Annotated in this window: 23 protein-coding genes; 7 read left to right on the forward strand and 16 right to left on the reverse strand. The window is 65.0% G+C overall.

The features are described 5' to 3' along the window. Window positions 1–39 precede the first annotated feature (39 nt). On the forward strand, window positions 40–810 hold the full coding sequence (locus tag AC24R4_RS12840; RefSeq protein WP_400392925.1) for a glycosyltransferase family 2 protein: 771 nt from the start codon (window positions 40–42) through the stop codon (window positions 808–810). On the opposite strand, the gene AC24R4_RS12845 is transcribed toward AC24R4_RS12840, so the two are convergent. Both AC24R4_RS12845 and dnaE read right to left on the reverse strand, forming a co-directional pair. Continuing rightward, window positions 755–2002, reverse strand: a complete 1248-nt coding sequence (locus tag AC24R4_RS12845; RefSeq protein ID WP_400392913.1) for a glycosyltransferase — start codon at window positions 2000–2002, stop codon at window positions 755–757. The two genes, AC24R4_RS12840 and AC24R4_RS12845, sit on opposite strands and share 56 nt — an antisense overlap. Further along, window positions 1995–5498, reverse strand: coding sequence for a DNA polymerase III subunit alpha (dnaE, locus tag AC24R4_RS12850; RefSeq protein WP_400392915.1), 3504 nt, complete (start codon window positions 5496–5498; stop codon window positions 1995–1997). Before dnaE ends, AC24R4_RS12845 begins: the two co-directional genes overlap by 8 nt. Window positions 5499–5715: 217 nt before the next feature. Between dnaE and AC24R4_RS12855 the strand changes: the two genes are divergently transcribed. Beyond that, window positions 5716–6567, forward strand: coding sequence for a sulfurtransferase (locus AC24R4_RS12855; RefSeq protein WP_400392917.1), 852 nt, complete (start codon window positions 5716–5718; stop codon window positions 6565–6567). Between the two features lie 3 nt (window positions 6568–6570). Here the strand turns inward: AC24R4_RS12855 and AC24R4_RS12860 are convergent, their stop codons facing one another. From AC24R4_RS12860 to rpsP, 5 genes are all read right to left on the reverse strand, one after another. Beyond that, the gene (locus AC24R4_RS12860; protein ID WP_400392919.1) at window positions 6571–7251 is read right to left on the reverse strand and encodes a CoA pyrophosphatase; all 681 of its coding nucleotides are present in this window, start codon (window positions 7249–7251) and stop codon (window positions 6571–6573) included. A gap of 148 nt (window positions 7252–7399) precedes the next feature. Further along, entirely contained in the window at window positions 7400–7792 is a 393-nt protein-coding gene (gene rplS, locus AC24R4_RS12865) for a 50S ribosomal protein L19 (protein ID WP_400392921.1), read from the reverse strand. A 66-nt stretch (window positions 7793–7858) separates the two neighbouring features. Next, complete coding sequence (trmD, locus tag AC24R4_RS12870; protein WP_092594822.1) at window positions 7859–8641, reverse strand: tRNA (guanosine(37)-N1)-methyltransferase TrmD; 783 nt, start codon at window positions 8639–8641, stop codon at window positions 7859–7861. Between the two features lie 31 nt (window positions 8642–8672). Continuing rightward, window positions 8673–9290 (reverse strand): ribosome maturation factor RimM, encoded by a 618-nt coding sequence (rimM, locus tag AC24R4_RS12875; protein WP_400392923.1) that lies wholly within the window; start codon window positions 9288–9290, stop codon window positions 8673–8675. A 61-nt stretch (window positions 9291–9351) separates the two neighbouring features. Next, window positions 9352–9606: a 30S ribosomal protein S16 gene (gene rpsP, locus AC24R4_RS12880; RefSeq protein WP_092594826.1), complete on the reverse strand. Its 255-nt coding sequence runs from the start codon at window positions 9604–9606 to the stop codon at window positions 9352–9354. Between the two features lie 463 nt (window positions 9607–10069). Between rpsP and AC24R4_RS12885 the strand changes: the two genes are divergently transcribed. The 3 genes from AC24R4_RS12885 to AC24R4_RS12895 all read left to right on the forward strand — a co-directional run bounded on the left by AC24R4_RS12885 (window position 10070) and on the right by AC24R4_RS12895 (window position 11439). Beyond that, window positions 10070–10483 carry a hypothetical protein gene (locus tag AC24R4_RS12885; protein ID WP_487523205.1) on the forward strand — a complete coding sequence of 138 codons (414 nt, stop codon included), beginning with the start codon at window positions 10070–10072 and terminating at the stop codon, window positions 10481–10483. A gap of 237 nt (window positions 10484–10720) precedes the next feature. Continuing rightward, window positions 10721–10870: a hypothetical protein gene (locus tag AC24R4_RS12890; protein WP_487523206.1), complete on the forward strand. Its 150-nt coding sequence runs from the start codon at window positions 10721–10723 to the stop codon at window positions 10868–10870. Between the two features lie 65 nt (window positions 10871–10935). After that, a complete protein-coding gene (locus AC24R4_RS12895; protein ID WP_487523207.1) occupies window positions 10936–11439 on the forward strand; it encodes an NINE protein in 504 nt (167 codons plus the stop codon). Between the two features lie 284 nt (window positions 11440–11723). Here the strand turns inward: AC24R4_RS12895 and AC24R4_RS12900 are convergent, their stop codons facing one another. Together AC24R4_RS12900 and AC24R4_RS12905 are read right to left on the reverse strand one after the other, a co-directional pair. Continuing rightward, window positions 11724–12866: a PA0069 family radical SAM protein gene (locus AC24R4_RS12900; protein WP_487523208.1), complete on the reverse strand. Its 1143-nt coding sequence runs from the start codon at window positions 12864–12866 to the stop codon at window positions 11724–11726. 69 nt (window positions 12867–12935) lie between these two features. Then, window positions 12936–13451, reverse strand: coding sequence for an Lrp/AsnC ligand binding domain-containing protein (locus tag AC24R4_RS12905; RefSeq protein ID WP_153947457.1), 516 nt, complete (start codon window positions 13449–13451; stop codon window positions 12936–12938). Between the two features lie 109 nt (window positions 13452–13560). Here AC24R4_RS12905 and AC24R4_RS12910 point away from each other — a divergent pair, with 109 nt between their 5' ends. Next, the gene (locus AC24R4_RS12910; protein ID WP_400396060.1) at window positions 13561–14865 is read left to right on the forward strand and encodes a D-amino acid dehydrogenase; all 1305 of its coding nucleotides are present in this window, start codon (window positions 13561–13563) and stop codon (window positions 14863–14865) included. A 75-nt stretch (window positions 14866–14940) separates the two neighbouring features. Here the strand turns inward: AC24R4_RS12910 and AC24R4_RS12915 are convergent, their stop codons facing one another. The 7 genes from AC24R4_RS12915 to AC24R4_RS12945 form a co-directional block, all read right to left on the reverse strand. Then, entirely contained in the window at window positions 14941–16725 is a 1785-nt protein-coding gene (locus tag AC24R4_RS12915; protein ID WP_487523209.1) for an acyl-CoA dehydrogenase, read from the reverse strand. Window positions 16726–16842: 117 nt separating this feature from the next. Continuing rightward, on the reverse strand, window positions 16843–17778 hold the full coding sequence (locus AC24R4_RS12920) for an electron transfer flavoprotein subunit alpha/FixB family protein (protein ID WP_400393251.1): 936 nt from the start codon (window positions 17776–17778) through the stop codon (window positions 16843–16845). Window positions 17779–17797: 19 nt separating this feature from the next. After that, window positions 17798–18547, reverse strand: coding sequence for an electron transfer flavoprotein subunit beta/FixA family protein (locus AC24R4_RS12925; RefSeq protein WP_066739205.1), 750 nt, complete (start codon window positions 18545–18547; stop codon window positions 17798–17800). Between the two features lie 209 nt (window positions 18548–18756). Further along, window positions 18757–19551 carry a MetQ/NlpA family ABC transporter substrate-binding protein gene (locus AC24R4_RS12930; RefSeq protein WP_400393252.1) on the reverse strand — a complete coding sequence of 265 codons (795 nt, stop codon included), beginning with the start codon at window positions 19549–19551 and terminating at the stop codon, window positions 18757–18759. A 65-nt stretch (window positions 19552–19616) separates the two neighbouring features. Then, complete coding sequence (locus AC24R4_RS12935) at window positions 19617–20270, reverse strand: methionine ABC transporter permease (protein WP_092594846.1); 654 nt, start codon at window positions 20268–20270, stop codon at window positions 19617–19619. Continuing rightward, window positions 20260–21294 carry a methionine ABC transporter ATP-binding protein gene (locus AC24R4_RS12940; protein WP_400393254.1) on the reverse strand — a complete coding sequence of 345 codons (1035 nt, stop codon included), beginning with the start codon at window positions 21292–21294 and terminating at the stop codon, window positions 20260–20262. Before AC24R4_RS12940 ends, AC24R4_RS12935 begins: the two co-directional genes overlap by 11 nt. A gap of 169 nt (window positions 21295–21463) precedes the next feature. After that, on the reverse strand, window positions 21464–22387 hold the full coding sequence (locus AC24R4_RS12945) for a histone deacetylase family protein (RefSeq protein ID WP_400393256.1): 924 nt from the start codon (window positions 22385–22387) through the stop codon (window positions 21464–21466). A 152-nt stretch (window positions 22388–22539) separates the two neighbouring features. Between AC24R4_RS12945 and mltB the strand changes: the two genes are divergently transcribed. Further along, a complete protein-coding gene (gene mltB / locus AC24R4_RS12950) occupies window positions 22540–23643 on the forward strand; it encodes a lytic murein transglycosylase B (RefSeq protein ID WP_153947444.1) in 1104 nt (367 codons plus the stop codon). Window positions 23644–23668 lie beyond the last annotated feature (25 nt).

Below are 23668 nucleotides of genomic sequence, written 5' to 3' on the forward strand. Positions count from 1 at the left end.
GGGCAAATCCGGTCTGCGGGATCCATCGCAAGCATGTCTATGAAAATCTCTGTCGTACTGATTACAAAGAACGAGGCACACAACATCCGGGACTGCCTCGAAAGCGTCTCCTGGTGCGACCGCGCGATTATAGTGGACTCCGGCAGCACGGACGGCACGCTGGAGATTGCCCGCGCCATGGGTGCCGAAGTTCATGAAACGGCTACCTGGCCCGGTTTCGGCCCCCAGAAGAACCTTGCCCTGTCCAAGGTCCAGAGCGAATGGGTGCTGTCGATCGACGCCGACGAGCGCGTCACGCCCGCCTTGCGCGACGAAATCCTGGCCGCCATCGACTCCGGCCGCGCCGACGCCTACGACATGCCGCGCCTGTCGCGCTTCTGCGGCCGCTTCATGCGCCACAGCGGCTGGTATCCCGACCGCCTGACACGCGTGTTCCGCGCCGGCCGCGCCCGCTTTACCGACGATATCGTCCACGAGAACGTGGTCACCGACGGCCCGGTCGGCCATCTGCAAACCCCGCTGCTGCACTACACCTACGACGATTTCTCGCAGGTGCTGCGCAAGATCGACCAATACTCCACGCTGGGCGCCAGACAGGCATTCCAGCGCGGCAAGCGCGCCACCGTGTTCAGCGCCTGGACCCACGGCAGCTGGGCGTTCCTGCGCACCTGGCTGCTGCGGCGCGGCTTTCTGGACGGCCCGCAGGGGCTGGCCGTCGCGCTGATGAACGGCCAGGCCAGCTATTACAAGTACATCAAGCTCTGGCTGCTGCACCAGCAGGCGAAACATCCGCCTGCGTCAGCCGATTGACCAGCGCGCCGAACGCCTGGCCCGTCGGGCCGAAGCCCATTTGTTCGATATGGCGTGCAGCGTGGGCCAGCAGCGACTGGCGCAGCGCGGCATCCTGCAGGCCACTGCGGATCGCCGCGGCCAGCCCTTCCACATCGCCCACCGGCACCAGCAGGCCGGCGCGGCCATCGTCAAGAATCTCGCGGGGGCCCGTCGGGCAATCGGTGCTCACCACCACCTGGCCCACCGCCAGCCCTTCCAGCAGGACGTTGGGCAGGCCTTCCATCTTCGAACTGAACGCCATCAGGCGCGCCTGGCGAATCCAGGCGTAGGGGTTCGACTGGAAACCGGCGAACGTCACGCGCCCGGCCAGGCCCAGCGACTGCGCCAGGGCTTCGAGCCTGGGGCGTGACGCGCCATCGCCCACCAGCACCAGTTGCTCGTCAATCCCCTGTTCGACCAGCCGCGCATAGGCATGCAGCAGCGAAGTGAAGTCCTTCTGGCTTTCCTCCAGCCGGCCTATCGAGACGATGAACGGCCCGGCGGGCGCCAGCCCCGGCTCCAGCGGCTGCGCGGCCCGGGCGCGAATATGGTCGAGGTCGATGGCGTTGTACAGCCGCACCAGCCTGGGCGCCGCGTCGGGCATCAGTTCGCGGGCATCGGCCAGCATGCTGTCGGTCAGCATGACCACCGCGTCGTAATCGACCTTGCACTGATGCCGCAGCTTGCGCAGCTTGCGGCCATGGCCGCGCGCCAGGTGCGCCACGCTGAAATGCTGGTAGCCGATCATCGGCACGGGTAGCGGCCCGGTTATGCGCGATAGCGACATGTCGTAGTCCACGACCATGTCGAAGCCCTGTTCCAGGATCGCCATGAAGCGGCGCCGGACGATCGGCTTGCGCACCGGGGGCAGCAGAACTTCCTCGTAGATCTTGCCCAGCACGCCCAGCTTGCGCTGTTTCTTCAGCTGGCGGCAATGCGACAGCCAGCGTTCGGGCGCCAGCACGTGGACTTCCACGCTGGCGGGCAGCCGGGCACGGAAGTGCGACGCCAGTTCCGGCGAGGGATACGTGACCGTCAGCGACAGATCGAACCTGTCCTGCAGCGATGTCAGCAGCGAGACCAGCGAGGTCTCGATGCCACCATGCAGGAAATGGGTGACGTGAAACAGAATGCGTTGCCTGCGCATGCCCACCGTCGCGCGCTCAGGCATATAGCATGCGCACACTGTCGCCCAGCGCATCGCGCAGGGTGGTCAGCGCCTCCTCGGAGGGGGTGATCTGCCACTGGTCGCCCAGCGTGGCTTCGCACTGGGCCGACTTGTTGACATAGCGGATGCGCACCGGCACGCCCGGCACCTGGCCCCCATTGGCCAGGAACGGCGTCAGCAGTTGCCGCAGGCGCTCGGTCGAGGCATTGCCGTTGAACCCCAGGCACACCGCATCGGCGTACCGGGCGCGCGCGGTCACCAGGTCCATCACCGACTCGGCCGTAAAGCGCACGCCGCCCCTGAACGTATCGTGCCGCGCGTTGCCCTGGGCGATGATCAGCTCGTCCTCGCGGAACATGTGGCGGTTGGCATCGTACAGCTCGTTGAACACGGTCATTTCGATCTGGGCCGTGCCGTCGTCGATCATGACGATGATCAGCTTGCCGCGCTGGGTCATCTGCGTGCGCACGCCCATGATGACGCCGGCGACCACCTTGCCGCGCACGTCGCGGCCGTAGCCGCCGCCGTTGCCCTGCACTTCCTTTTCCAGCGCGGCCAGCGTGCCCTTCACGAACTTGCGCACCTCGTCGCGCGAGGCGTCGAACAGGTGGCCCGAAAAGTAGTAGCCCAGCGCCTGCTTTTCTTCCTGCAGCGTGCGCTTGGCTGTCCAGCGCGGTTCGTCGATCAGTACCGGGCGATGGGCGTCGCCGGCATCGTCCATCAGATCGAACAGCGACACCTGGTTGGCCGACTCGGCCTTCTGCTCGGCCGCTTCCATGGCGATCGACACCGAGGCCAGCAGCTGCGCGCGGTTGTCATTGAGGCTGTCGAACGCGCCGGCGCGGATCAGCGCCTCGATCGTGCGGCGGTTGACCTGGCGGCGGTCCACCCGCTCGCAGAAATCGAACAGGTCCTCGAACGGCTTGTCTTCGCGCGCGCGCAGGATGTCCTCGATGGCGCCCTGGCCCGATCCCTTGATGCCGCCCAGGCCGTAGCGGATGGTCTTCGCATCGGTCGGGGCAAAGCGGTATTCGCTGGCATTGACGTCCGGCGGCAGGACCACGATCTTGTTCAGGCGGCAGTCCTCGTAGAGGATCTTGACCTTGTCGGTGTCGTCCATGGCCAGCGACATGTTGGCTGCCATGAATTCGGCCGGATGGTGCGCCTTGAGCCACGCCGTGTAGTACGCCAGCAGCGCATAGGCGGCCGCGTGCGACTTGTTGAAGCCGTAGCCCGCAAACTTCTCCATCAGGTCGAAGATGTCGTCGGCCTGCTGCGCGCTCAGCCCGTTTTTGGCGGCCCCCTCGCGGAACAGCTCGCGATGCTTGGCCATTTCCTCGGCCTTCTTCTTGCCCATGGCCCGGCGCAGCAGGTCGGCGCCGCCCAGCGAGTAGCCGCCGATGATCTGCGCCATCTGCATCACCTGCTCCTGGTAGACCATGATGCCGTAGGTCTCCTTGAGCACCGGCTCGACGCGCGGGTCCGGATATTCCACCTTCTCGCGGCCGTGCTTGCGGGCGCAGAAGCTGGGAATCAGGTCCATAGGGCCCGGACGGTACAGCGCCACCAGCGCGATGATGTCCTCGAAGCGGTCAGGCTTGGCGTCCTTGAGCATGCCCTGCATGCCGCGGCTTTCCAGCTGGAACACCGCCACCGTGTTGGCGCTCTTGAGGATCTCGAACGCGGGGCCGTCGTCGAGCGGGATCTGGCTGCAGTTCCAGTCGGTCTTGCTCGGGTCCAGGCGGCGGATGTAGCGTTCGGCCCAGTCCAGGATCGTCAGCGTGGTCAGGCCCAGAAAGTCGAACTTGACCAGGCCGGCCGCTTCCACGTCGTCCTTGTCGTACTGGCTCACCACACCGCTCATGCCGTCGGTGCCCTGCGTGTACAGCGGGCAGAAATCGGTCAGGCGGCCCGGCGCGATCAGCACGCCGCCGGCGTGCATGCCGACGTTACGCGTCATGCCTTCCACGCGCTGGGCAAGCTCCAGCAGCTGGCGGACTTCTTCCTCGTTGCGTTCGCGCTCGGCCAGCGCCGGCTCTTCCTTCTTGGCTTCCTCCAGCGTCACCAGCTTGCCCGGCTTGAACGGAATCAGCTTGGCCACGCTGTCGACAAAGCCGTAGCCCAGATCCAGCACGCGGCCCACGTCGCGCACCGCCGCCTTGGCGGCCATCGTGCCGAAGGTGGCGATCTGCGACACGGCTTCCTTGCCGTACTTTTCCTTCACGTACGTGATCACGCGATCGCGGCCGTGCTGGCAGAAGTCGATATCGAAGTCGGGCATCGACACCCGCTCCGGATTCAGGAACCGCTCGAACAGCAGCGCGTACTTGAGCGGGTCCAGGTCGGTGATGCCCAGCGCGTAGGCCACCAGCGAGCCAGCGCCCGAACCCCGGCCCGGCCCCACCGGCACGCCGTTGTTCTTGGCCCAGTTGATAAAGTCCGCCACGATCAGGAAGTAGCCCGGGAAGCCCATCTTGATGATGGTGCCGGTCTCGAATTCGAGCCGTGCGTAGTACTCGGGGCGCTTGCTCTCGCGTTCGGCCTCGTCGGGGAACAGCACGGCAAGGCGCTTTTCCAGGCCGTCCTTGGCCATGAACACGAGGTAGTCGTCCAGCGACATGCCATCGGGCGTCGGGAACAGCGGCAGGCGCGGCTTGCCCAGTTCCAGCGTCAGGTTGCATCGCTTGGCGATCTCGACCGAGTTCTGCAGCGCCGACGGGATGTCGGCGAACAGCGCGCACATCTCGTCCTGCGTCTTGAAGTACTGGTCGGTCGTGAACTTGCGGGTGCGGCGCGGATTGGCCAGCAGCTCGCCTTCGGCGATGCACACGCGCGCCTCGTGCGCGGTGAAATCGTCCGGCGTCATGAACTGCACCGGATGCGTCGCGACCACCGGCAGTTGCAGCGCGGCGGCCAGTTGCACGGCCTGCTGCACATAGGCGTCGGTGCCCGGATGCCCGGCGCGCTGCAGTTCGATATAGAACCGCTGCGGGAACACCGTGGCCCAATGGCGTGCCGCGCGGCGCGCCCCGTCGGGATTGCCGTTCGCCAGCGCCAGGCCGACGTCGCCGCCCATCGCGCCGGACAGCGCGATCAGCCCGGTGGCCAGCGGCAGGCCTTCCTCGCCCGGCTCCTCGAACCAGCCCGGCTCCAGCTCGGCACGGCCGCGATACTGGTTGCTCAACCAGGCGCGCGACAGCAGCGTGCAGAGGTTCAGGTAGCCGATGCGGTCCTGCACCAGCAGCTGCATGCGTGCCGGCTTGTCGCGGTCATCGGCGTTGGTCAGCCACACATCGGCGCCGACCACGGGCTTGATCCCGCCGCCACGGGCTTCCTTGTAGAAGCGGATCAGGCCGAAGGCGTTGGCCAGGTCGGTCAGCGCGAGCGCGCCCATGCCGTCCTTGGCAGCAGCCTTGACGGCGTCATCGAGACGGACGATGCCGTCCACCACCGAGTATTCGGAATGGAGGCGAAGGTGTACAAAGCGGGGTGCAGACATAGGGCGCCATTGTACCGGCTCCCCCCGCCGCTCACTCTGAGAGTTTTCGCAAAGTAACACCTCGGCATGCCCCGTGCGCCACTCACCGGGCCCGCACGCGGCGGGTATCGGGGGCGGCGCCAAGCGGCTATAATTTCGCCTTTCCAATCAGGCAGTTACCAAGCGCGCTGGCGCGCCCTGCAGCAACCCTGCGGCGCCCAGCCGGCGGCATCATTCCATGCAGATCGTCAACATTTCGGCTTACAAGTTCGTCACGCTCGACGATATCGAGACCCTGCGCCCCGCCATGCGCGAGTGCTGCGAGGCGGCGGGACTGAAAGGCACGATCCTGCTGGCGCCGGAAGGCATCAACATGTTCCTGGCCGGCACGCGCGAGCAGATCGACGGTTTCATGGCGTGGCTGCACGCCGATGCCCGCTTCGCCGATATCGCCCCCAAGGAAAGCCTGTCGGAAAACCAGCCCTTCAAGCGCATGCTGGTGCGCGCCAAGAAGGAAATCATCACCATGAAGATGCCGCTGATCCGGCCGGAAGCCGGCCGTGCGCCGTCGGTGCGCCCGGTGGATCTCAAACGCTGGCTCGACCAGGGCCATGACGACGAAGGCCGCCCGGTGGTGATGCTCGACACGCGCAACGATTTCGAAGTCGCGGTGGGCACGTTCGACGATGCGGTCGAGTACAACATCACGAAATTCAGCGAGTTTCCGACCGCCGTGGCCGAAAACCGGGCGGCGCTCGACGGCAAGACCGTGGTGTCGTTCTGCACGGGCGGCATCCGCTGCGAAAAGGCCGCCATCCACATGCAGGAAGTGGGCATCGAGCGCGTGTACCAGCTCGAAGGCGGCATCCTCAAGTATTTCGAGGAAGTCGGCGGCAGCCACTACCACGGCGACTGCTTCGTGTTCGACTACCGCACTGCGCTGAACCCGAACCTGGAGCCGGCCGGCCCGGTGCAGTGCTTTGCCTGCCGCGCCGTGGTGACGCCCGAGGAGCAGCAGCATCCGAAGTATGTCGTGGGCCAGAGCTGCCCCCACTGCGCCGACCCTGCCGTCGCCCCTGCCGCCGCCTGACCCTCAGGCGGCCAGCAGGTGGTAGAGATTGCGTAGCATGCCGGCCGTCGCGCCCCAGATGAAACGATGGCCGCCGCCCTCGCGCGGATACGGCATCGAATAGAACTGGCGCTCGCCGCCTTCCCAGCGCAGCAGGCGGCGCTCGTGCCGTGCGGGGTCCATCAGGAACGCCAGCGGCACCTCGAAGATTTCGGCCACCTCGCCCGCATCGGGCTGCAGCGTGAAGCCGGTATGCACCAGGCCCACCACCGGGCTCACATGGAAGCCCGTGCCGGTGATGTAGTCCGGCAACGATCCCAGAACCTCGATGAAATCCCGCTTGAGGCCGATTTCCTCCTCGGTCTCGCGCAGGGCCGTGGCGATGCGGTCGGCGTCAAAGGTTTCCTGGCTGCCGCCCGGAAAGCTGATCTGGCCGGCATGTGCGTTCAAGTTCGCATTGCGCTGGGTCAGCAGCACGGTCAGGCCGTCGGGGTGTTCCACCAGCGGCACCAGCACCGAAGCTTGCCGCAACCCGCGCGTGCGATCGTAGACGCGCGACTCGTCGGTCAGCTCGGGCTCCCATGCCGGCGGCGACAGCAGCCGGTGCCGGATGAAATCGGGTTGCATGCGCGGCGCACTGAGCGGCGCGCGGCGGCTGTCGGTCTCGATAACCGGCAGCGCCTCGGGATCGAATTTGGGGGGCATAACGTCGTCAAGTATGACAGAACGTCAGAATGTTGCATTGCAGCATACTGGTTCATCGCGCATCGCCGAAAATGCAAAAAGGACACCCGAGGGTGTCCTTCGCAATGCCGGCTGGGCACCGGTTGCCCGGTGCGTGGCGCGGAAAAGCTTATTCTGCGGCGACGGCAGCGGCCTTGGCCTTCGTCACCAGCTTTTCCTTGATACGTGCCGACTTGCCCGAACGCTCGCGCAGGTAGTACAGCTTCGCGCGACGGACGTCACCGCGACGCTTCACTTCGATGCCGGCGATCAGCGGCGAGTACAGCTGGAACGTACGTTCCACGCCTTCACCCGACGAGATCTTGCGCACGATGAAGGAGCTGTTCAGACCACGGTTACGCTTGGCGATCACCACGCCTTCGTAAGCCTGCACGCGCTTGCGGTTACCTTCCACCACGTTCACGTTGACGATCACGGTGTCGCCAGGTGCGAATGCGGGGATGGTCTTGTTCGCGGTCAGACGCGCGATCTCTTCCTGCTCGATTTGCTCGATGAGGTTCATCGTTTTCTCCTTAACCATCTTACCGGCGTTAATACCCATGTTCGGGCCCCGGCAGAGGATGGGGTTTCACTTGGCAGGAGCGAACTCCTGCCCTGCTTTCGCTGCCAGGGTCGACAGGTATTTCTCGTCGGCCTTGGACAACAACCCTTGCGCGCGCGCCGCCACGATCAGATCGGGACGCTTGCGCGCGGTATTGGCCAGCGCCTGCTGGCGCCGCCATTTTTCAATCTCGGCATGATGGCCCCCGAGCAACACATCGGGCACCCGCACACCTTCATATTCTTCCGGCCGCGTGTAATGCGGACAGTCGAGCAGGCCATTGACGAAGCTGTCCTGCACCGCCGACTGCGCATCGCCCAGCACACCGGGCAGATGCCGCACCACCGCGTCGATCAGCGCCATCGCGGGCAGTTCGCCCCCCGACAGCACGAAATCGCCGAGGCTGATTTCCTCGTCCACGCGACGGTCGATCAGACGCTGATCAATCGCCTCGTACCGCCCGCACAGCAGCACCAGCCCCGGGCGCTGCGCCAGTTCCATGACCTTGCCATGGCTCAGCGTCGCGCCTTGCGGCGACATCAGCACCACGTGCGGCCGCTCGACACCGGCGTCCGACTGTGCCGCGCTGGCGGCATCGATCGCATCTTCGAGCGGCTTGCCCAGCATCACCATGCCAGGCCCGCCGCCGTAGGGGCGATCATCGATCGTACGGTAATTGTCGACCGTGAAGTCGCGGGGATTCCAGGTGCGCAGCGCATAACGCTGCTGCTTCGCCGCCCGGCTGGTGATACCCCAGTCGGTCAGCGCGCGAAACATCTCGGGAAACAGCGTGATTACATCGAACTGCATCAGCGCCTCCCTCGACGGCAATTCAGGAACGTCAGTAGTCCAGCCCCCAGTCGACCACGATGCGCCGGGCCGACGTATCGACCGCGCGCAGGAATGCGTCGACAAACGGGATCAGCCGCTCAGCGGCCTTGCCGTCCGGCAGCTGGTATGCCACCTGTAGGATCTGGTGGGCGCCGTTGTCGATCAGCCCGGTCACGTCGCCGAGCGATTCGCCCTGCTCGTTGACCACGGCGCAACCGATCAGGTCGACCCAGTAAAACTCACCTTCTTCCGGCGCGGGAAAATCCGCACGCCGGATCCAGACGCGGCGGCCCTTGAGCATTTCCGCCACATTGCGATCCGAAACGCCGGTGGCTTGCGCCACCACGGTACCGCTATGTTCCCGCGACTGGGAAATCTTGACGCTGACAGCTTCCGCCGCCTCGGCAGGCGCCGTGACCACACCGGCAGCCGGCGCACGCAGCAGCCACCAGCGGCGGGCATGCAGCAATGCGGAGGCGTCGTCCGCATGCGGCTGGACCTTGATCCAGCCCCGGATGCCGTATGCGGCGCCCACGTAGCCAACCTCGACGAGATCGTCGGGCAGGCTGTCCGTGAACAGCAGCGAGGCAGGCAGCTTGGCTGGCCGGCCGGTGGCGTTGCCAGTCACGTTGGCGGAGCGTCTTTACGCGTCAGCGCGCACCGCCCGAGCGGTTGCGCCTGAACAGCTATCAGGCAGCAGCCTTGACGGCGGCTTGCTTGACCAGGCGGGCAACGGTCGGCGACAGTTGGGCGCCAACGCCTTGCCAGTAGGCCAGACGGTCTTGCGCAACGCGCAGGCCTTCTTCCTTGTCGGAAGCCAGCGGGTTGTAGAAGCCAACGCGCTCGATGAAACGGCCATCGCGACGGTTGCGCGAATCGGTAGCAACGATGTTGAAGAACGGGCGCTTCTTGCTGCCGCCGCGAGCCAGACGGATTACGACCATGTTAATTCCTCGAAAAAACGGGGTGTGCGAACACGAAACGCAAGAGTATAGCCCACTTCCCGAGTCCAAACAAACACTTAGGGCTTTCCAGCACGATACCGCCCCCGCGGAGCGCCGTTGACGCAACAATTGCGGCATGGCGCCGTGGCGAAACCGCGAACCGGCGGTATGCCGCAAGCCCGAACCGGCGCTTTTCCGCCGTGAGGGGCCTGTGCCGCGGGATGACCGCCCTCGCCCTGGCATTTTCGCCTGCAGGCAGCCTTTCTGCACGCCTCGAAACAGGCCTCTAATCGCCGCCAGCCGAGGCGCCACGCGGGGTCCCGGCGGACGCGCCAAACGTGGCAAAAATGACGAAACAATCCGTTACACCAGTAACGGGTTTCGCATAGGCCATCACAGCCCCGCTGCGTACCATGAACCCAACGCCTGACTCATCACCTGCTACAGGACTTTGGGATTCCGCATGCTTACACGCCCCCACCTGCGCCATCTGGTGGCTGGTGCCGTGGCCGTCATCGGCCTGGTTGGCACAGTTGCCACCAGCCACGCACAAGTTGCCTTCTGGCAGCGCGCCTTCGCCGAGCATCCGGTTCGTATGGGCCGTGTGGGCGCCGGATGGGACGTTGCCAGCGTGCGCGCGGAAAACCGCGATCACGTCCAGGCGCAGATCGACCGGATGGAACAGCGCGCGCGCAATGACGACCGGCTCAGCGGCCGCCCGCCCGGCCCCGGCGGCCAGAGCGATGAACGGTCCGCCCGCCAGGCTGGCGGCGCCGACCGCAACAACGGTGGCGACGCTTCGATGCGCGGCACCGAGATGCGCCCCGCCCACGTCGGCCCCGGCTGGCAGGCGCGCGGCCGCGACGGCGGACGCTGACGCACTTCCCCGGGCAGCCCACCCCAAAGGCCGGAACTTCCGGCCTTTTTTCATGGTCAGTCTAGACGTGCGTGCCAGAAAACGCCGCACAGGCTGCCGCCCGGCGCTGTCCGGGACCTCCAGCGTGCCGTTGTTGCGCAGACGGCAATCAAACTGACCTGCCTCTGCCCGGCACCCACTGTCCGGGTCCCGGAGGCTGGGCGCGGCCTCCACAAGAATGATCTGTCGAGGTTCATCATGTCTCCCCTTCTTCACGACCTGGCCCGACACGCGGGCCAGTTGTCATTGTCGCTGCTGTTCATGCTGATGCTGACCTTGGTGCTGTACAGCGAAACGCATATCTCCCAAATGGTGGCCGGCGCCCTGGCGTCGATCTGGCCGTCCTGACGCTACAATGGGCGCCGATGCCGCCGGCATCGAAGGGATTTTCCGTTCGCCTAGCCTCGCCTACGATGCCTGCCGCCAGCCAAGCCCCCGCCATTGCCCGTGAACCCGCCAGCCCCCCCACAGCGCGTGGCGGAAAATCCAAATTGATCACCGTCGCGCTGGCCTTCCTGCTTGGCAGCCTCGGAGCACATCGCTTTTATCTGAAGGGTCTGCGTGACCCGTTCGGCTGGGCCCATCTGCTGGCCACGGCAGCGGGTGCCATCGGCGTGACCTCGCTGATCGTGGGCGCCGGCAATCCGGCCCTGAACTGGATGTTTGCCGTGGCGGGTGGCGTATCGGTCATCGGCGCCTTCCTGACCGCCATCGTGTTCGGCCTGCGGCCCGACGACAAATGGGATGCCCGCTATAACGCACACGGTACGCCCACGCGCTCGGGCTGGCCGGTGGTGATTCTCGTCATCCTGTCGCTGATGATCGGCACGGGCCTGCTGATGGCCGGACTGGCGATCAGCTTCCAGACCTTCTTCGAATCGCAGGTGGAAGCCGCCAAGGCGCTGTCACAGGAATAGCGCCCCTTGACCGATCGCAAGACCCACGCAATAAGCCTGTCGATAACTCGTAAAACGACCATACTGCTTAGGTCCAAATGACAGGCGGCACTGCACCGCTGCAGGGCTGCGAAGGAGACGCTGATGGAACATCCCAGCTACGAGGAAGGACGCCTGGCGGCGATTGCCGTGCGCCTGGCCATGTCGTCGGGCTTGCCGCCCACCAGTGCCCGGGCGGCACTGGAACTTGCCTGCCGCATGATCGACGACAGCCTGGATGCACCGGCGACAGCCCGCAAGGACACTCAGAAGAGCGAGCCTTGCCTGTCTTCGTCGCCGCACGGCCGCATCGATCGCGTCGGTCTGGGCGGTGGCCTGAACCGCGACGTATCGAGCTCGAAGCGGTTATAGCGAAACCCGAGCCGATCCGCGGCCTTGTAGAACCGTTGCCGGATCAGATCGGCCCAGATCCCCGTGCCGCGCATGCGCGAAGCGAAATCGGCGTCGTAATCCTTGGCGCCACGCATGTCGCGTACGCGGTTCATGACCCGCTCGGCACGGTCGGGAAAATGCGCCTGCAGCCATTCCTGGAACAGCGGGCGCACTTCCCACGGCAAACGCAACACGACGTAGTTGGCGTAGACCGCCCCCGCGTCATGCGCGGCTTCCAGAATTTTCTCCAGATCGGGCTCCGTAATGAACGGGATGACCGGGGCCACACTCACGCCCACCGGAATCCCGGCATCGGTCAGTTCCCGGATCGTGCGCAGCCGGCGCGACGGGGTGGCGGCGCGGGGCTCCAGCGTGCGCGCCACGTCGGCATCGAGCGTGGTAATGGTCACGGCCGCCACCGCCAGCCGCTGTGCGGCCATCGGCGCCAGCAGGTCGATGTCGCGCTCGATCAGCGATGACTTGGTGATCAGCGCCACCGGATGATCGGTCTCGTGCAGCACTTCCAGAACGCCACGTGTGATGCGCTGCTCGCGCTCGATTGGCTGATAGGCGTCGGTATTCACGCCGAGCGCAATCGTCTCGCAGCGATACGATGGCCGGGACAATTCGTCACGCAGCCGCTCCGCGGCGTTGGCCTTGGCGTACAGCTTCGTCTCGAAATCGAGCCCCGGCGACAGGTCGAGGTAGGCGTGCGTCGGGCGCGCAAAACAGTAGATGCAGCCATGTTCACAGCCGCGATACGGATTCAGTGACGTATCGAACGGGATATCGGGCGATGCATTGCGCGACAGGATCGACCTGGCCTGCTCGCGCGTCACCTGCGTGACCAGCCGGGGCGGCAGCGCCGCGTCTGCGCCCGTCCCCTCGCCCGATGGGGATGCCTCAGGCGACAGCCAACCATCGTCGAACGCCTCGCGCTGATCGCGCTCGAAGCGTCCCTGCAGGTTGCTGACAGCGCCGCGGCCCTTTCGGGGCGGCATGGGAATCGGGGGCATGGGGTCGGTCAGGGGCGATCGAATACTGTACAAATATACAGTATCGATGACCGTGATCCAAGCCCGAATTCAGGTCGTGCCGGATACGCTACTTTCCTTGGCGTCCACCGCGATCGCCAGCGTTTCCTTGATTTCTTCCATCACGACATAGCTCTTCGACTGCGCGGCGCCGGGCAGTTGCAGCAGGATGTCCCCCAGCAGCCGGCGGTACTCGCCAATCTCCCGGATGCGGGCCTTGATCAGGTAATCGAAATCGCCCGACACCAGATGGCACTCAAGCACCTCGGGAATGCGCAGCACCTCGCGCCGGAACTGTTCGAACATGTTGCCCGACTTGTTGTTCAGCGATATCTCGACGAACACCAGCAGCGCGCTGCCCAGCAGGGCCGGGTTCAGCCGCGCGTAGTAGCCCATGATGACGCCGTCGCGCTCCAGCCGCTTCACGCGCTCGATGCAGGGCGTGATCGTCAGCCCAACGGCTTCCGCCAGGTCTTTCATCGATATCCGGCCATCGCCCTGCAGCACCCCAAGGATCTTGCGATCCAGGCGATCCAGCGAGCGCACCGGCTGGCGGCTTGTTCTCATGAATCTTTCCTGTTTTTGTAAGAAATTCGCGAACTAACACTGCTTCGAAGTCAATAGTATAGAAGCGAATTCTTCTATAGCCTGACTTGGCAGTATGGAGCCCCCGAAAATGCGCGTTCTTGTTCTTGGCAGTGGCGTGATTGGCGTCACCAGTGCGTGGTATCTGGCCCGTGCCGGTCACGAAGTGACCGTGGTGGACCGCGAAGGCGGCCCGGCACTGGGCACCAGCTTTGCCAATGCCGGCCAGATCTCGCCGGGCTATGCGTCGCCGTGGGCCGCGCCGGGCGTGCCGCTGAAGGCGATCAAGTGGATGTTCCAGGAACATGCGCCGCTGACCATCAAGCCTGATGGCTCGCTGTTCCAGCTGCAGTGGATGTGGCAGATGCTGCAGAACTGCACGGCCGACCGCTATGCCGTGAACAAGGAACGCATGGTGCGTCTGGCCGAGTACAGCCGCGACTGCATCCGCACGCTGCGCGCCGAGACCGGCATTGCCTACGAAGGCCGCCAGCAAGGCACGCTGCAGGTGTTCCGTACCGATGCGCAGATGGAAGCCGCGTCGCGCGACATCGCCGTGCTGGAAGAAGCCGGCGTGCCCTACGAATTGCTCTCGCGCGACGAACTCGGCGCGAGCGAACCGGCGCTTGCCGCCGCCGGCCAAAAGCTGGCGGGTGGCTTGCGCCTGCCGAACGATGAAACCGGGGACTGCCAGCTGTTTACCGAACGGCTGGCAGCCATGGCTGCGTCGATCGGCGTGCAGTTCCAGTACAACCGGTCGATCGACGGCCTGCTGACCCAGGGCGATGCCGTGACCGGCGCCATCGTCGGCGGCGAGCCGATGCTGGCCGATGCCGTGGTGGTGGCGCTGGGCAGCTGGTCCACGCCGTTCGTGAAACCGGTGCTGCCGGGCCTGTCGAATCTGCCGGTCTATCCGCTCAAGGGCTTCTCGATTACGGTGCCGCTGCGCGATGCCGACAAGAGCCCGGTGTCGACGGTGCTCGACGAAACCTACAAGGTGGCGATCACGCGCTTTGACGACCGCATCCGCGTGGGCGGCATGGCACAGATCGTCGGCTACGACCGCTCGCTCGATCCGAACAAGCGCCGTACGCTCGAACACGTGTTGACCGACCTGTTCCCGGGTGCCGGCGATGTGGGCCGCGCCACGTTCTGGACCGGCCTGCGTCCGATGACGCCGGACGGCACGCCCGTGGTGGGCCCTGCCGGCATTCGCGGCCTGTGGCTCAACACCGGCCACGGCACGCTGGGCTGGACCATGGCTTGCGGCTCGGGCCAGTTGCTGTCCGACCTGGTATCGGGCACGCGCCCGGCGATTCGCGCCGACGACCTGTCCGTGGATCGCTATCGCAAGCCGCCGCGCACGCACCACGTGCCGCGTCCGGTGCCGGCCTGATTGCCTGCGCTGCAAAAACAGGAAGGGCGACCCGCGGGTCGCCCTTTTCGCATTATTACGATGGCGTGATGCGCATCAGAACTGATCGGCCGTCATGGCCTTGACCGGCTCCGCGCCTTCCACGATGGCCGCGCGCAGCGACGAGGCCTGCGACAGGATGTGCTGGCCAAAGAAATACGCGGTGGCGATCTTGGCGTCGTAGAACGCCGGATCTTCCGCGCGCTTCGCGTCGGCCACCAGCATGGCGCGGCCCAGTTGCCAGCCCGACAGCACGATGCCGCAGAGCTTCAGGTAAGGCACGCTGCCGGCAAACACCGCATTCGGGTCGCCCTTGGCATTTTCCACCACGAACTGCACCACGGCTTCCAGCGCCTCGCGGCCCAGCTTCAGCTGCGTCTGCACGGCCTGGAACGACGCGCCGCCGTGTTTGCCCAGTTCGGCTTCGGTTTCGGCGATCTTCGCGCAGATGGCACGCGCCACGGCGCCGCCGTCGCGCACGGTCTTGCGACCGACCAGGTCGTTGGCCTGGATGGCCGTCGTGCCTTCGTAGATCGTCAGGATGCGGGCGTCGCGATAGTGCTGCGCCGCGCCCGTTTCCTCGATGAAGCCCATGCCGCCGTGCACCTGCACGCCCAGGCTCGTCACGTCGATCGACAGCTCGGTGCTCCAGCCCTTCACCACCGGCACCAGGAATTCGTAGAGCGCCATGTTCTCGCGGCGCACGGCTTCGTCGGGATGCTGGTGGGCGATGTCGCTGGCCGCGGCGGCCACGTAGGCCACGGCGCGGGCGCCTTCGATCAGCGCGCGCATCGTCATCAGCATGCGCTTGACGTCCGGATGATGGATGATCGTCACGGCCTCGCGCGCCGATCCATCCACGGGCCGGCTCTGCACGCGGTCTTTCGCGTACGCCACGGCCTGCTGGTAGGCGCGCTCGGAAATCGCAATGCCCTGCATGCCCACCGCGAAGCGCGCCGAGTTCATCATGATGAACATGTACTCGAGGCCGCGGTTTTCCTCGCCCACCAGCGTGCCGATGGCACCGCCGTGGTCGCCGAACTGCAGCACGGCCGTGGGACTGGCCTTGATGCCAAGCTTGTGCTCGATCGACACGCACTGCACGTCGTTGCGCTCGCCCAGCGACCCATCGGCGTTCACCTTGAACTTGGGCACGATGAACAGCGAGATGCCCTTCACGCCCTCGGGCGCGGTCGGCGTGCGCGCCAGCACCAGGTGGACGATGTTGTCCGCCATGTCGTGCTCGCCATAGGTGATGAAGATTTTGGTGCCGAAAATCTTGAACGTGCCGTCGCCCTGCGGCTCGGCGCGCGTGCGCACCGCAGCCAGGTCCGACCCGGCTTGCGGCTCGGTCAGGTTCATCGTGCCCGTCCACTCACCCGAGATCAGCTTGGGCAGGAAAGTCGCCTTCTGGTCATCGCTGCCCGCCGTCAGCAGGGCCTCGATGGCGCCGTCGGTCAGCAACGGGCACAGCGCGAACGACAGGTTCGCACTGTTCAGCATTTCGATGCACGGCGTGGCCACCAGCTTGGGCAGCCCCTGGCCTTCGAACTCTGCCGGATGCAGCACGCCCTGCCAGCCGCCTTCGCCAAACTGCCGGAATGCATCCTTGAAGCCGGCCGTGGTGGTGACCACGCCATCCTTCCAGCTGCTGGGGCTGAGGTCGCCCGGACGGTTCAGCGGCGCCACCACCTGTTCGTTGAACTTGGCGGCTTCTTCCAGCACGGCCTGCGCCGTATCGGGCGTTGCCTCTTCATAGCCGGGCAACTGGCTGATCTGTTCAAGCCCTGCCAGTTCGTTCATGACGAACTGCATGTCCTTGAGTGGTGCGCGATAGGTCATCGTATGTCTCCACGATCCTGCAAAAAAGCCGCTCGCGGGAAGCAACCCGGAACGGCTTTATAGTAGTTCTGCGTGCGGCCGGTTCAATGCGATGTCGAACCGGCCGGTCGGGCGTTATCAGCCCAGTGCTGCCACCAGCTCGGGCACCACGGTGTTCAGGTCGCCCACCAGGCCGTAGTCCGCCACCGAGAAGATCGGGGCTTCCGCGTCCTTGTTGATCGCGACGATCACCTTGGAGTCCTTCATGCCGGCCAGATGCTGGATCGCGCCCGAGATACCGACGGCGATGTACAGCTGCGGGGCGACGATCTTGCCGGTCTGGCCCACCTGGTAGTCGTTCGGCACGAAGCCGGCATCGACTGCGGCACGCGATGCGCCCAGCGCCGCGCCGAGCTTGTCGGCCAGCGGGGTCAGCACCTTGGTGTAGTTCTCGCCCGAACCCACGCCACGGCCACCGGAAACGATGATCTTGGCGGCGGTCAGTTCCGGACGGTCGCTCTTGGTCACTTCACGCGACACGAATTGCGAGATGCCCGCGTCGGCCACGGCCGGCAGCGTTTCCACCGCGGCAGAGCCACCTTCGGCGGCGGCCGGGTCGAATGCCGTGCCACGCACCGTGATCACCTTGATCTTGTCTTGCGACTTGACCGTGGCGATGGCGTTGCCGGCGTAGATCGGACGCTCGAACGTGTCGGGCGAATCCACCTTGGTGATGTCCGACAACTGGGCCACGTCCAGCTTGGCGGCCACGCGCGGCAGGATGTTCTTGCCCGAAGCGGTCGCCGGGGCAACGATGTGCGAATAGTCGCTGGCGATGGCCAGGATCTGTTCGCCCACGTTTTCGGCCAGGCCGTCGGCAAAGTACGGTGCGTCGGCCAGCAGGACCTTCGACACGCCGGCGATCTTCGCGGCCGCATCGGCCGCGGCGCGGGCATTGGCACCGGCCACCAGCACGTGGACGTCTCCGCCGCACTGGGCGGCAGCCGTCACGGCGTTCAGCGTGGCGGCCTTGATCGATTGATTGTCGTGTTCAGCAATGACAAGTGCAGTCATGTTCTTTTCTCCCCCGCGCTCAGATAACCTTGGCTTCCGACTTCAGCTTTTGCACCAGCGTGGCAACGTCCGGCACCATCACGCCGGCGCTGCGCTTGGCAGGCTCGACAACCTTGACGGTCTGCAGGCGCGGCTTCACGTCGACGCCGAGGTCTTCCGGCTTCACGGTATCCAGCGGCTTCTTCTTCGCCTTCATGATGTTCGGCAGCGTCACGTAGCGCGGCTCGTTCAGGCGCAGGTCGGTGGTCACCACGGCCGGCAGCTTGACCGACAGCGTTTCCAGACCGCCATCCACTTCACGCGTCACCGAAGCCTTGCCGTCGGCCACCACCACCTTCGAGGCGAACGTGGCTTGCGGCAGGCCGGCCAGCGCGGCCACCATCTGGCCGGTCTGGTTCGAGTCGTCGTCGATGGCCTGCTTGCCCAGGATCACCAGGCTCGGCTGTTCCTTGTCGATCAGTGCCTTCAGCAGCTTGGCCACGGCCAGCGGCTGCAGGTCTTCGTTCGACTCCACCAGGATGCCGCGGTCGGCGCCAATGGCCATCGCGGTACGCAGGGTTTCCTGGCACTGGGCCACGCCGCACGACACGGCGATTACCTCGGTGACGACGCCGGCTTCCTTCAGGCGCACGGCCTCTTCGACGGCGATTTCGTCGAACGGGTTCATGCTCATCTTGACGTTGGCCAGGTCAACGCCCGTGCCATCCGACTTCACGCGGACCTTGACGTTGTAGTCCACCACCCGCTTGACTGCGACGAGTACTTTCATGCGCTCACTCCACTGATAGCTGATAGTTCCAAAGTTTTTGAATCGCTCGCCATTATAACCACCGGGGTGGCGACTCTCTTGTTTTTCGAACGATCGTACTATTTTATCGACAAAGAATTGCCGGGCATAGCCGGCAATCCAAAAAAATCATCGCGATTGTGCCGCAGGATGCCCTGCCGGCGCACGGTTTGGATGAAAACCTCCAGAAATTACCAGGCGGTAATCACGGATTCCTTAAAAGTGCTCTGCACGTACTGCTTGATTTCAGGCGAGTGGTACGCCTTCACCAGCTTGGCCACCCAGGGCTTGTCCTTGTCGGCGGTACGGACGGCGATCAGGTTGGCGTACGGACCCTTCGGGCCTTCCATGGCGATGGCGTCACGCGTGGGCGACAGGCCGGCCGATTCGGCGTAGTTGCCGTTGATGGCAGCGGCGTCCAGGTCGTCGAGCGAACGCGGCAGCTGCGCGGCGTCCAGTTCCACGATCTTGATCTTCTTCGGGTTCTCGACGATGTCCAGCGGCGTGGCCTTCAGGCCGGCGTCCGGGCGCAGCTTGATCAGACCCTTGGCCTGCAGCAGCAGCAGACCGCGGCCACCGTTGGTGGGATCGTTCGGCACACCCACGCGGGCGCCCTGCTTGATCTGGTCGAGCGACTTGATCTTCTTCGAGTAGACGCCCATCGGGAACGTCACCGTGAAGGCGACATGCGTGAACTTGTAGCCGCGATCCTTGATCTGGGCTTCCAGGTACGGCAGATGCTGGTAGCTGTTGGCATCGAGATCGCCGGCGGCCAGCGCCGCGTTGGGCTGGATGTAGTCGCTGAATTCCACCACCTGGATATTCAGGCCGTCCTTGGCCGCCACCTTCTTGACCTGCTCCATGATCTGCGCGTGCGGACCACCCGTGACGCCGATCTTGATCGGCTTGTCCTGCGCGAACGCGCCGGCCGACACCACCACACCCAGCGCGACGATGGCGCTCTTGATCACACTACGACGTTGCATTGCGATTTACCCCTGAGTTTCCCTGCGTAGAAATTGTTATGGCTCATCGATGGCTCAGCGATGGCTCATCGATGGCTGATACGGCGGACCAGCCAGTCGCCAAAGCTCTGCACGGCCTGGACGAACACGATCAGGATCAGCACCACGGCCACCATGATCTCGGTGATGTACCGCTGGTAGCCATAGCGAATGCCCAGATCGCCGAGCCCGCCGCCGCCGATGGCGCCGGCCATGGCCGAATAGCCAACCAGGCTCACGAACGTGATCGTCAAACCCGCCACGATGCCGGGCATGGCCTCGGGCAGCAGCACCTTCCAGACAATCTGGCCCGTGGTGGCGCCCATCGATTGCGCGGCCTCCACCAGGCCCTTGTCCACCTCGCGCAGCGCGGCTTCCACCAGGCGCGCGATGAACGGCACGGCGGCGATCGTCAGCGGCACGATGGCCGCCGTGGTGCCGATCGATGACCCGACGATAAAGCGCGTGAACGGGATCACCACCACCAGCAGGATGATGAACGGGATCGAGCGCACCGCGTTCACGACCACGCCAATCGTGCGGTTGAACAGCGGATGCGACAGCACGCCGCCGCGATTGGTCAGGTGCAGCAGCACGCCCAGCGGCACGCCCAGCAGCGATCCGACCACGCCCGAGATGGCCACCATCAGCAAGGTCTCGCCGAACGACGACAGGAACAGGTCAAACATTTCAGACCACATGTTCGATCTCCTCCACGACCACGCCCTGCGTCTGCAGATAGTCCATCGCCGCGCGCACCGCGGCAGGTTCGCCCGTGGCCATGATCGCCAGCGAGCCAAATGCCTGGCCCTGGATCTCGTCGATATGGCCGTGCAGGATGTTGAAGTCCAGACCATGCTGGCGAATGGCTTGCGCCAGCACCGGCTGGTCCACGTTGTCGCCGGTGAATGCCAGGCGGTAGACATGGTCGCGGCCATTGCCCAGGCGGCTTTCCACCCGCTTGAGCACGCTGGCCGGCAGTTCCTGCGCAATCACGTCGCCGATCATCGCGCGGGTCACCTCGTGCTGCGGGCGCAGGAATACGTCGATCACGCGCCCCGATTCCACGACCTGCCCAGCTTCGAGCACGGCCACGCGGTCGCAGACCTGCTTGATGACCTCCATCTGGTGCGTGATCATCACGATGGTCAGGCCCAGTTCCCGGTTGATCTGCTTGAGCAGTTCCAGGATCGAGCGCGTGGTTTCGGGGTCCAGCGCCGACGTGGCTTCGTCCGACAGCAGCACCTTGGGCTTGCTGGCCAGGGCGCGGGCGATGCCCACGCGCTGCTTCTGCCCGCCGCTGATCTGCGCGGGATAGCGGTCGCGCAGCTTCGACAGGCCAACCAGTTCCAGCAACGGCTCGACGGTCGCGGCGATGTCCTGCTTCGACTTGCCCGCCAGTTCGAGCGGCAGCGCCACGTTGTCATACACGGTGCGCGACGACAGCAGGTTGAAGTGCTGGAAGATCATGCCGATCTCGCGGCGCGCCTCGCGCAGCGCGCCGTTGTTCAGCGCGGTGAGATCCTGGCCGTCGACGATCACGCGGCCGCTGGAAGGCCGGTTCAGCAGGTTGATGGCACGCACCAGCGTGCTCTTGCCGGCGCCGCTTCGGCCGATGATGCCGAAGATCTCGCCGGCGGCGATGGAGAGGCTGACATCGCGCAGGGCATGCACTTCCCCCGACCCGCCGGGGAACCGCTGCGAGAGTCCTTGCAGTTCGATCATGAAGAGAAAAGAAAACGGCAACAGCGCGGGGTCTCCTGCGGTGTTGCCGGTCTTATTTTTGTGAAGCCCGCATTTTATGCGATCCGCTTCATACCTCAAACGAGATTTTTCCGATGCCTTTATGCGCTCACGTCATATAGGGCGCCATTTTGAGCCGAATAAGGCATATTCAGGCTTCCATCAGCACCTTGAGATGGGCAAAGACGCTACGCGCGAGCGCGCTGAGGTTATAGCCGCCCTCCAGACAACTGACGATGCGGCCCTGGGCGTGGGTCTTGGCCACCTGCACCAGTTGCTCGGTGATCCAGGTGTAGTCCTGCTCGACCAGCCCCATCTGGCCCAGGTCGTCCTCGCGGTGCGCGTCGAAGCCCGCCGAGATGAAGATCATCTCGGGCTTGAACTCGTTCAGACGCGGCAGCCAGATGGTTTCCACCACTTCGCGCACGGCCATGCCGTTGGTGTACGCCGGCAGCGGAATATTCGACATGTTCGCCGCCAGGTGCTCGGTGCCGCTGTACGGATAGAACGGATGCTGGAAGAAGCTGCACATCATGACCTGCGGGTCGTCGCGGAAGGCCGCTTCGGTGCCGTTGCCGTGATGCACGTCAAAATCGACAACCGCCACGCGCTGCAGGCCGTGGGCCGCGATGGCGTGCCGGGCCGCAATGGCCACGTTGTTGAAGAAACAGAAACCCATCGCATGGTCGGGCTCGGCGTGATGGCCCGGTGGACGCACGCAGCAGAATGCGTTTTCGAGCTGGCCCGCGATCACCGCGTCGGTGGCGGCCACGGCTGCACCGGCCGCATGGGTGGCGGCGGTGAGGGTGTGGCAGTTCATGGACGTGTCGGGGTCGATCGGGTAGTAGCCGGTCGATGGACTGTTGGCGCTCAGGCTGGCAACGTAGTCGTGCCGATGCACGCGCTCGATCTGCTCGTCGGTGGCGGCCGGGGCATCGCGCCGGTCGAGCAGGCCGTCCATCCCATGCGAAATCAGATGGTCTTCGATGGCCTGCAGGCGTTCCGGGCATTCGGGATGGAAAAACCCCATCTCGTGCTGCAGGAACGACGGATGCGTGTAATAACCCGTTGGCATTTTGGATTGTGGGTCAAGTTTGTCTCCAGCCATTACGTTAGCACAGGACGTACCCGGACTCGGCGACGCCGGAACTTCGTAACCAATCCCCCCGGAACGGGGCGTCGCGTGTATCGCATCCGCTATACTCGGTGCGACTTGCAAAGGACATCATGACCGACCAACAGCGTTCCTTGCGCCGCCCGCTATTGGGCGCCGCACTCACCGCTGCCGCATTGGGCCTGTGCGGCGTTTCTCCAGGACTCCTGGCCGCCGGCCGACGCGTAAGTGTCCGGGAAGAGGAAATCGAACCGGGCCGCTACCGGAATCATCCGAAGACGCAGGCATTCATCGACGAGATGGTGGCGCGCAACGGCTTTCAGCGGGCCGAACTGGAATCGTATTTCAGCCAGGCCGTGTATTCCGCCACAGTCTCGCGGCTGATCATGCCGCCGACCACGCCGGGCAAGAAGAGCTGGCGTGCGTACCGGTCGCGCTTTATCGAACCGATCCGCATCAATGCCGGTGTCCGCTTCTGGCAACAGAACCGCGAGGCGCTGCGCCGCGCGGAGGCCGAGTTCGGCGTGCCGGCATCGGTCATCGTCGGCATCATTGGCGTGGAAACGATCTACGGCCGCGACATGGGCACGTTCCGCGTGCTCGACTCGCTGTCCACCCTGGCGTTCGACTACCCCGACACGCCGAATCGCGACGCCCGCACGACGCTGTTCCGCAACCAGCTGGCCGATTACCTGGTCTGGTGCCGCGACACCAGGACCGACGTGTACTCGGTCCTGGGCTCCTACGCCGGTGCCGTGGGCATTCCGCAATTCATGCCGACCAGCCTGCGCGAATACGCCATCGACTATGACGGCGACGGCCATGTCGATCTGCGCAACAGCCCCACCGACGCCATCGGCAGTGTTGGCCGCTTCCTGCAACTGCATGGCTGGGAACAGGGCCGGCCCGTGGTCTGGCGGATCGCCGGCGACGCCGGCAGCCTTGGCGTGGCCACGGCCGCGGCCGACGGCGAACCCTGGCCGACGCGCACGCTGAACCAGCTGACCAAGGCCGGGCTGCGCGTGGACGAACCGATCGACGTGCAGCGCGAAGGCGAAACAGGGGTGCTGGTCGTCGATTTGCCGACGCCGGACCAGCCGACCGAGTACATGATCGGCCTGCGCAACTTTTATGTCCTGACGCGCTACAACCGCAGCTTCTTCTACGCGCTGGCGGTGTATCAGCTGGGCGAAGCCGTCAAGGCCGCCATGGGTTGAGCGCCAAGGCCCCTGTCAGGCAAAA

The sequence above is a fragment of the Cupriavidus sp. CER-90 genome (genome assembly GCF_057652055.1).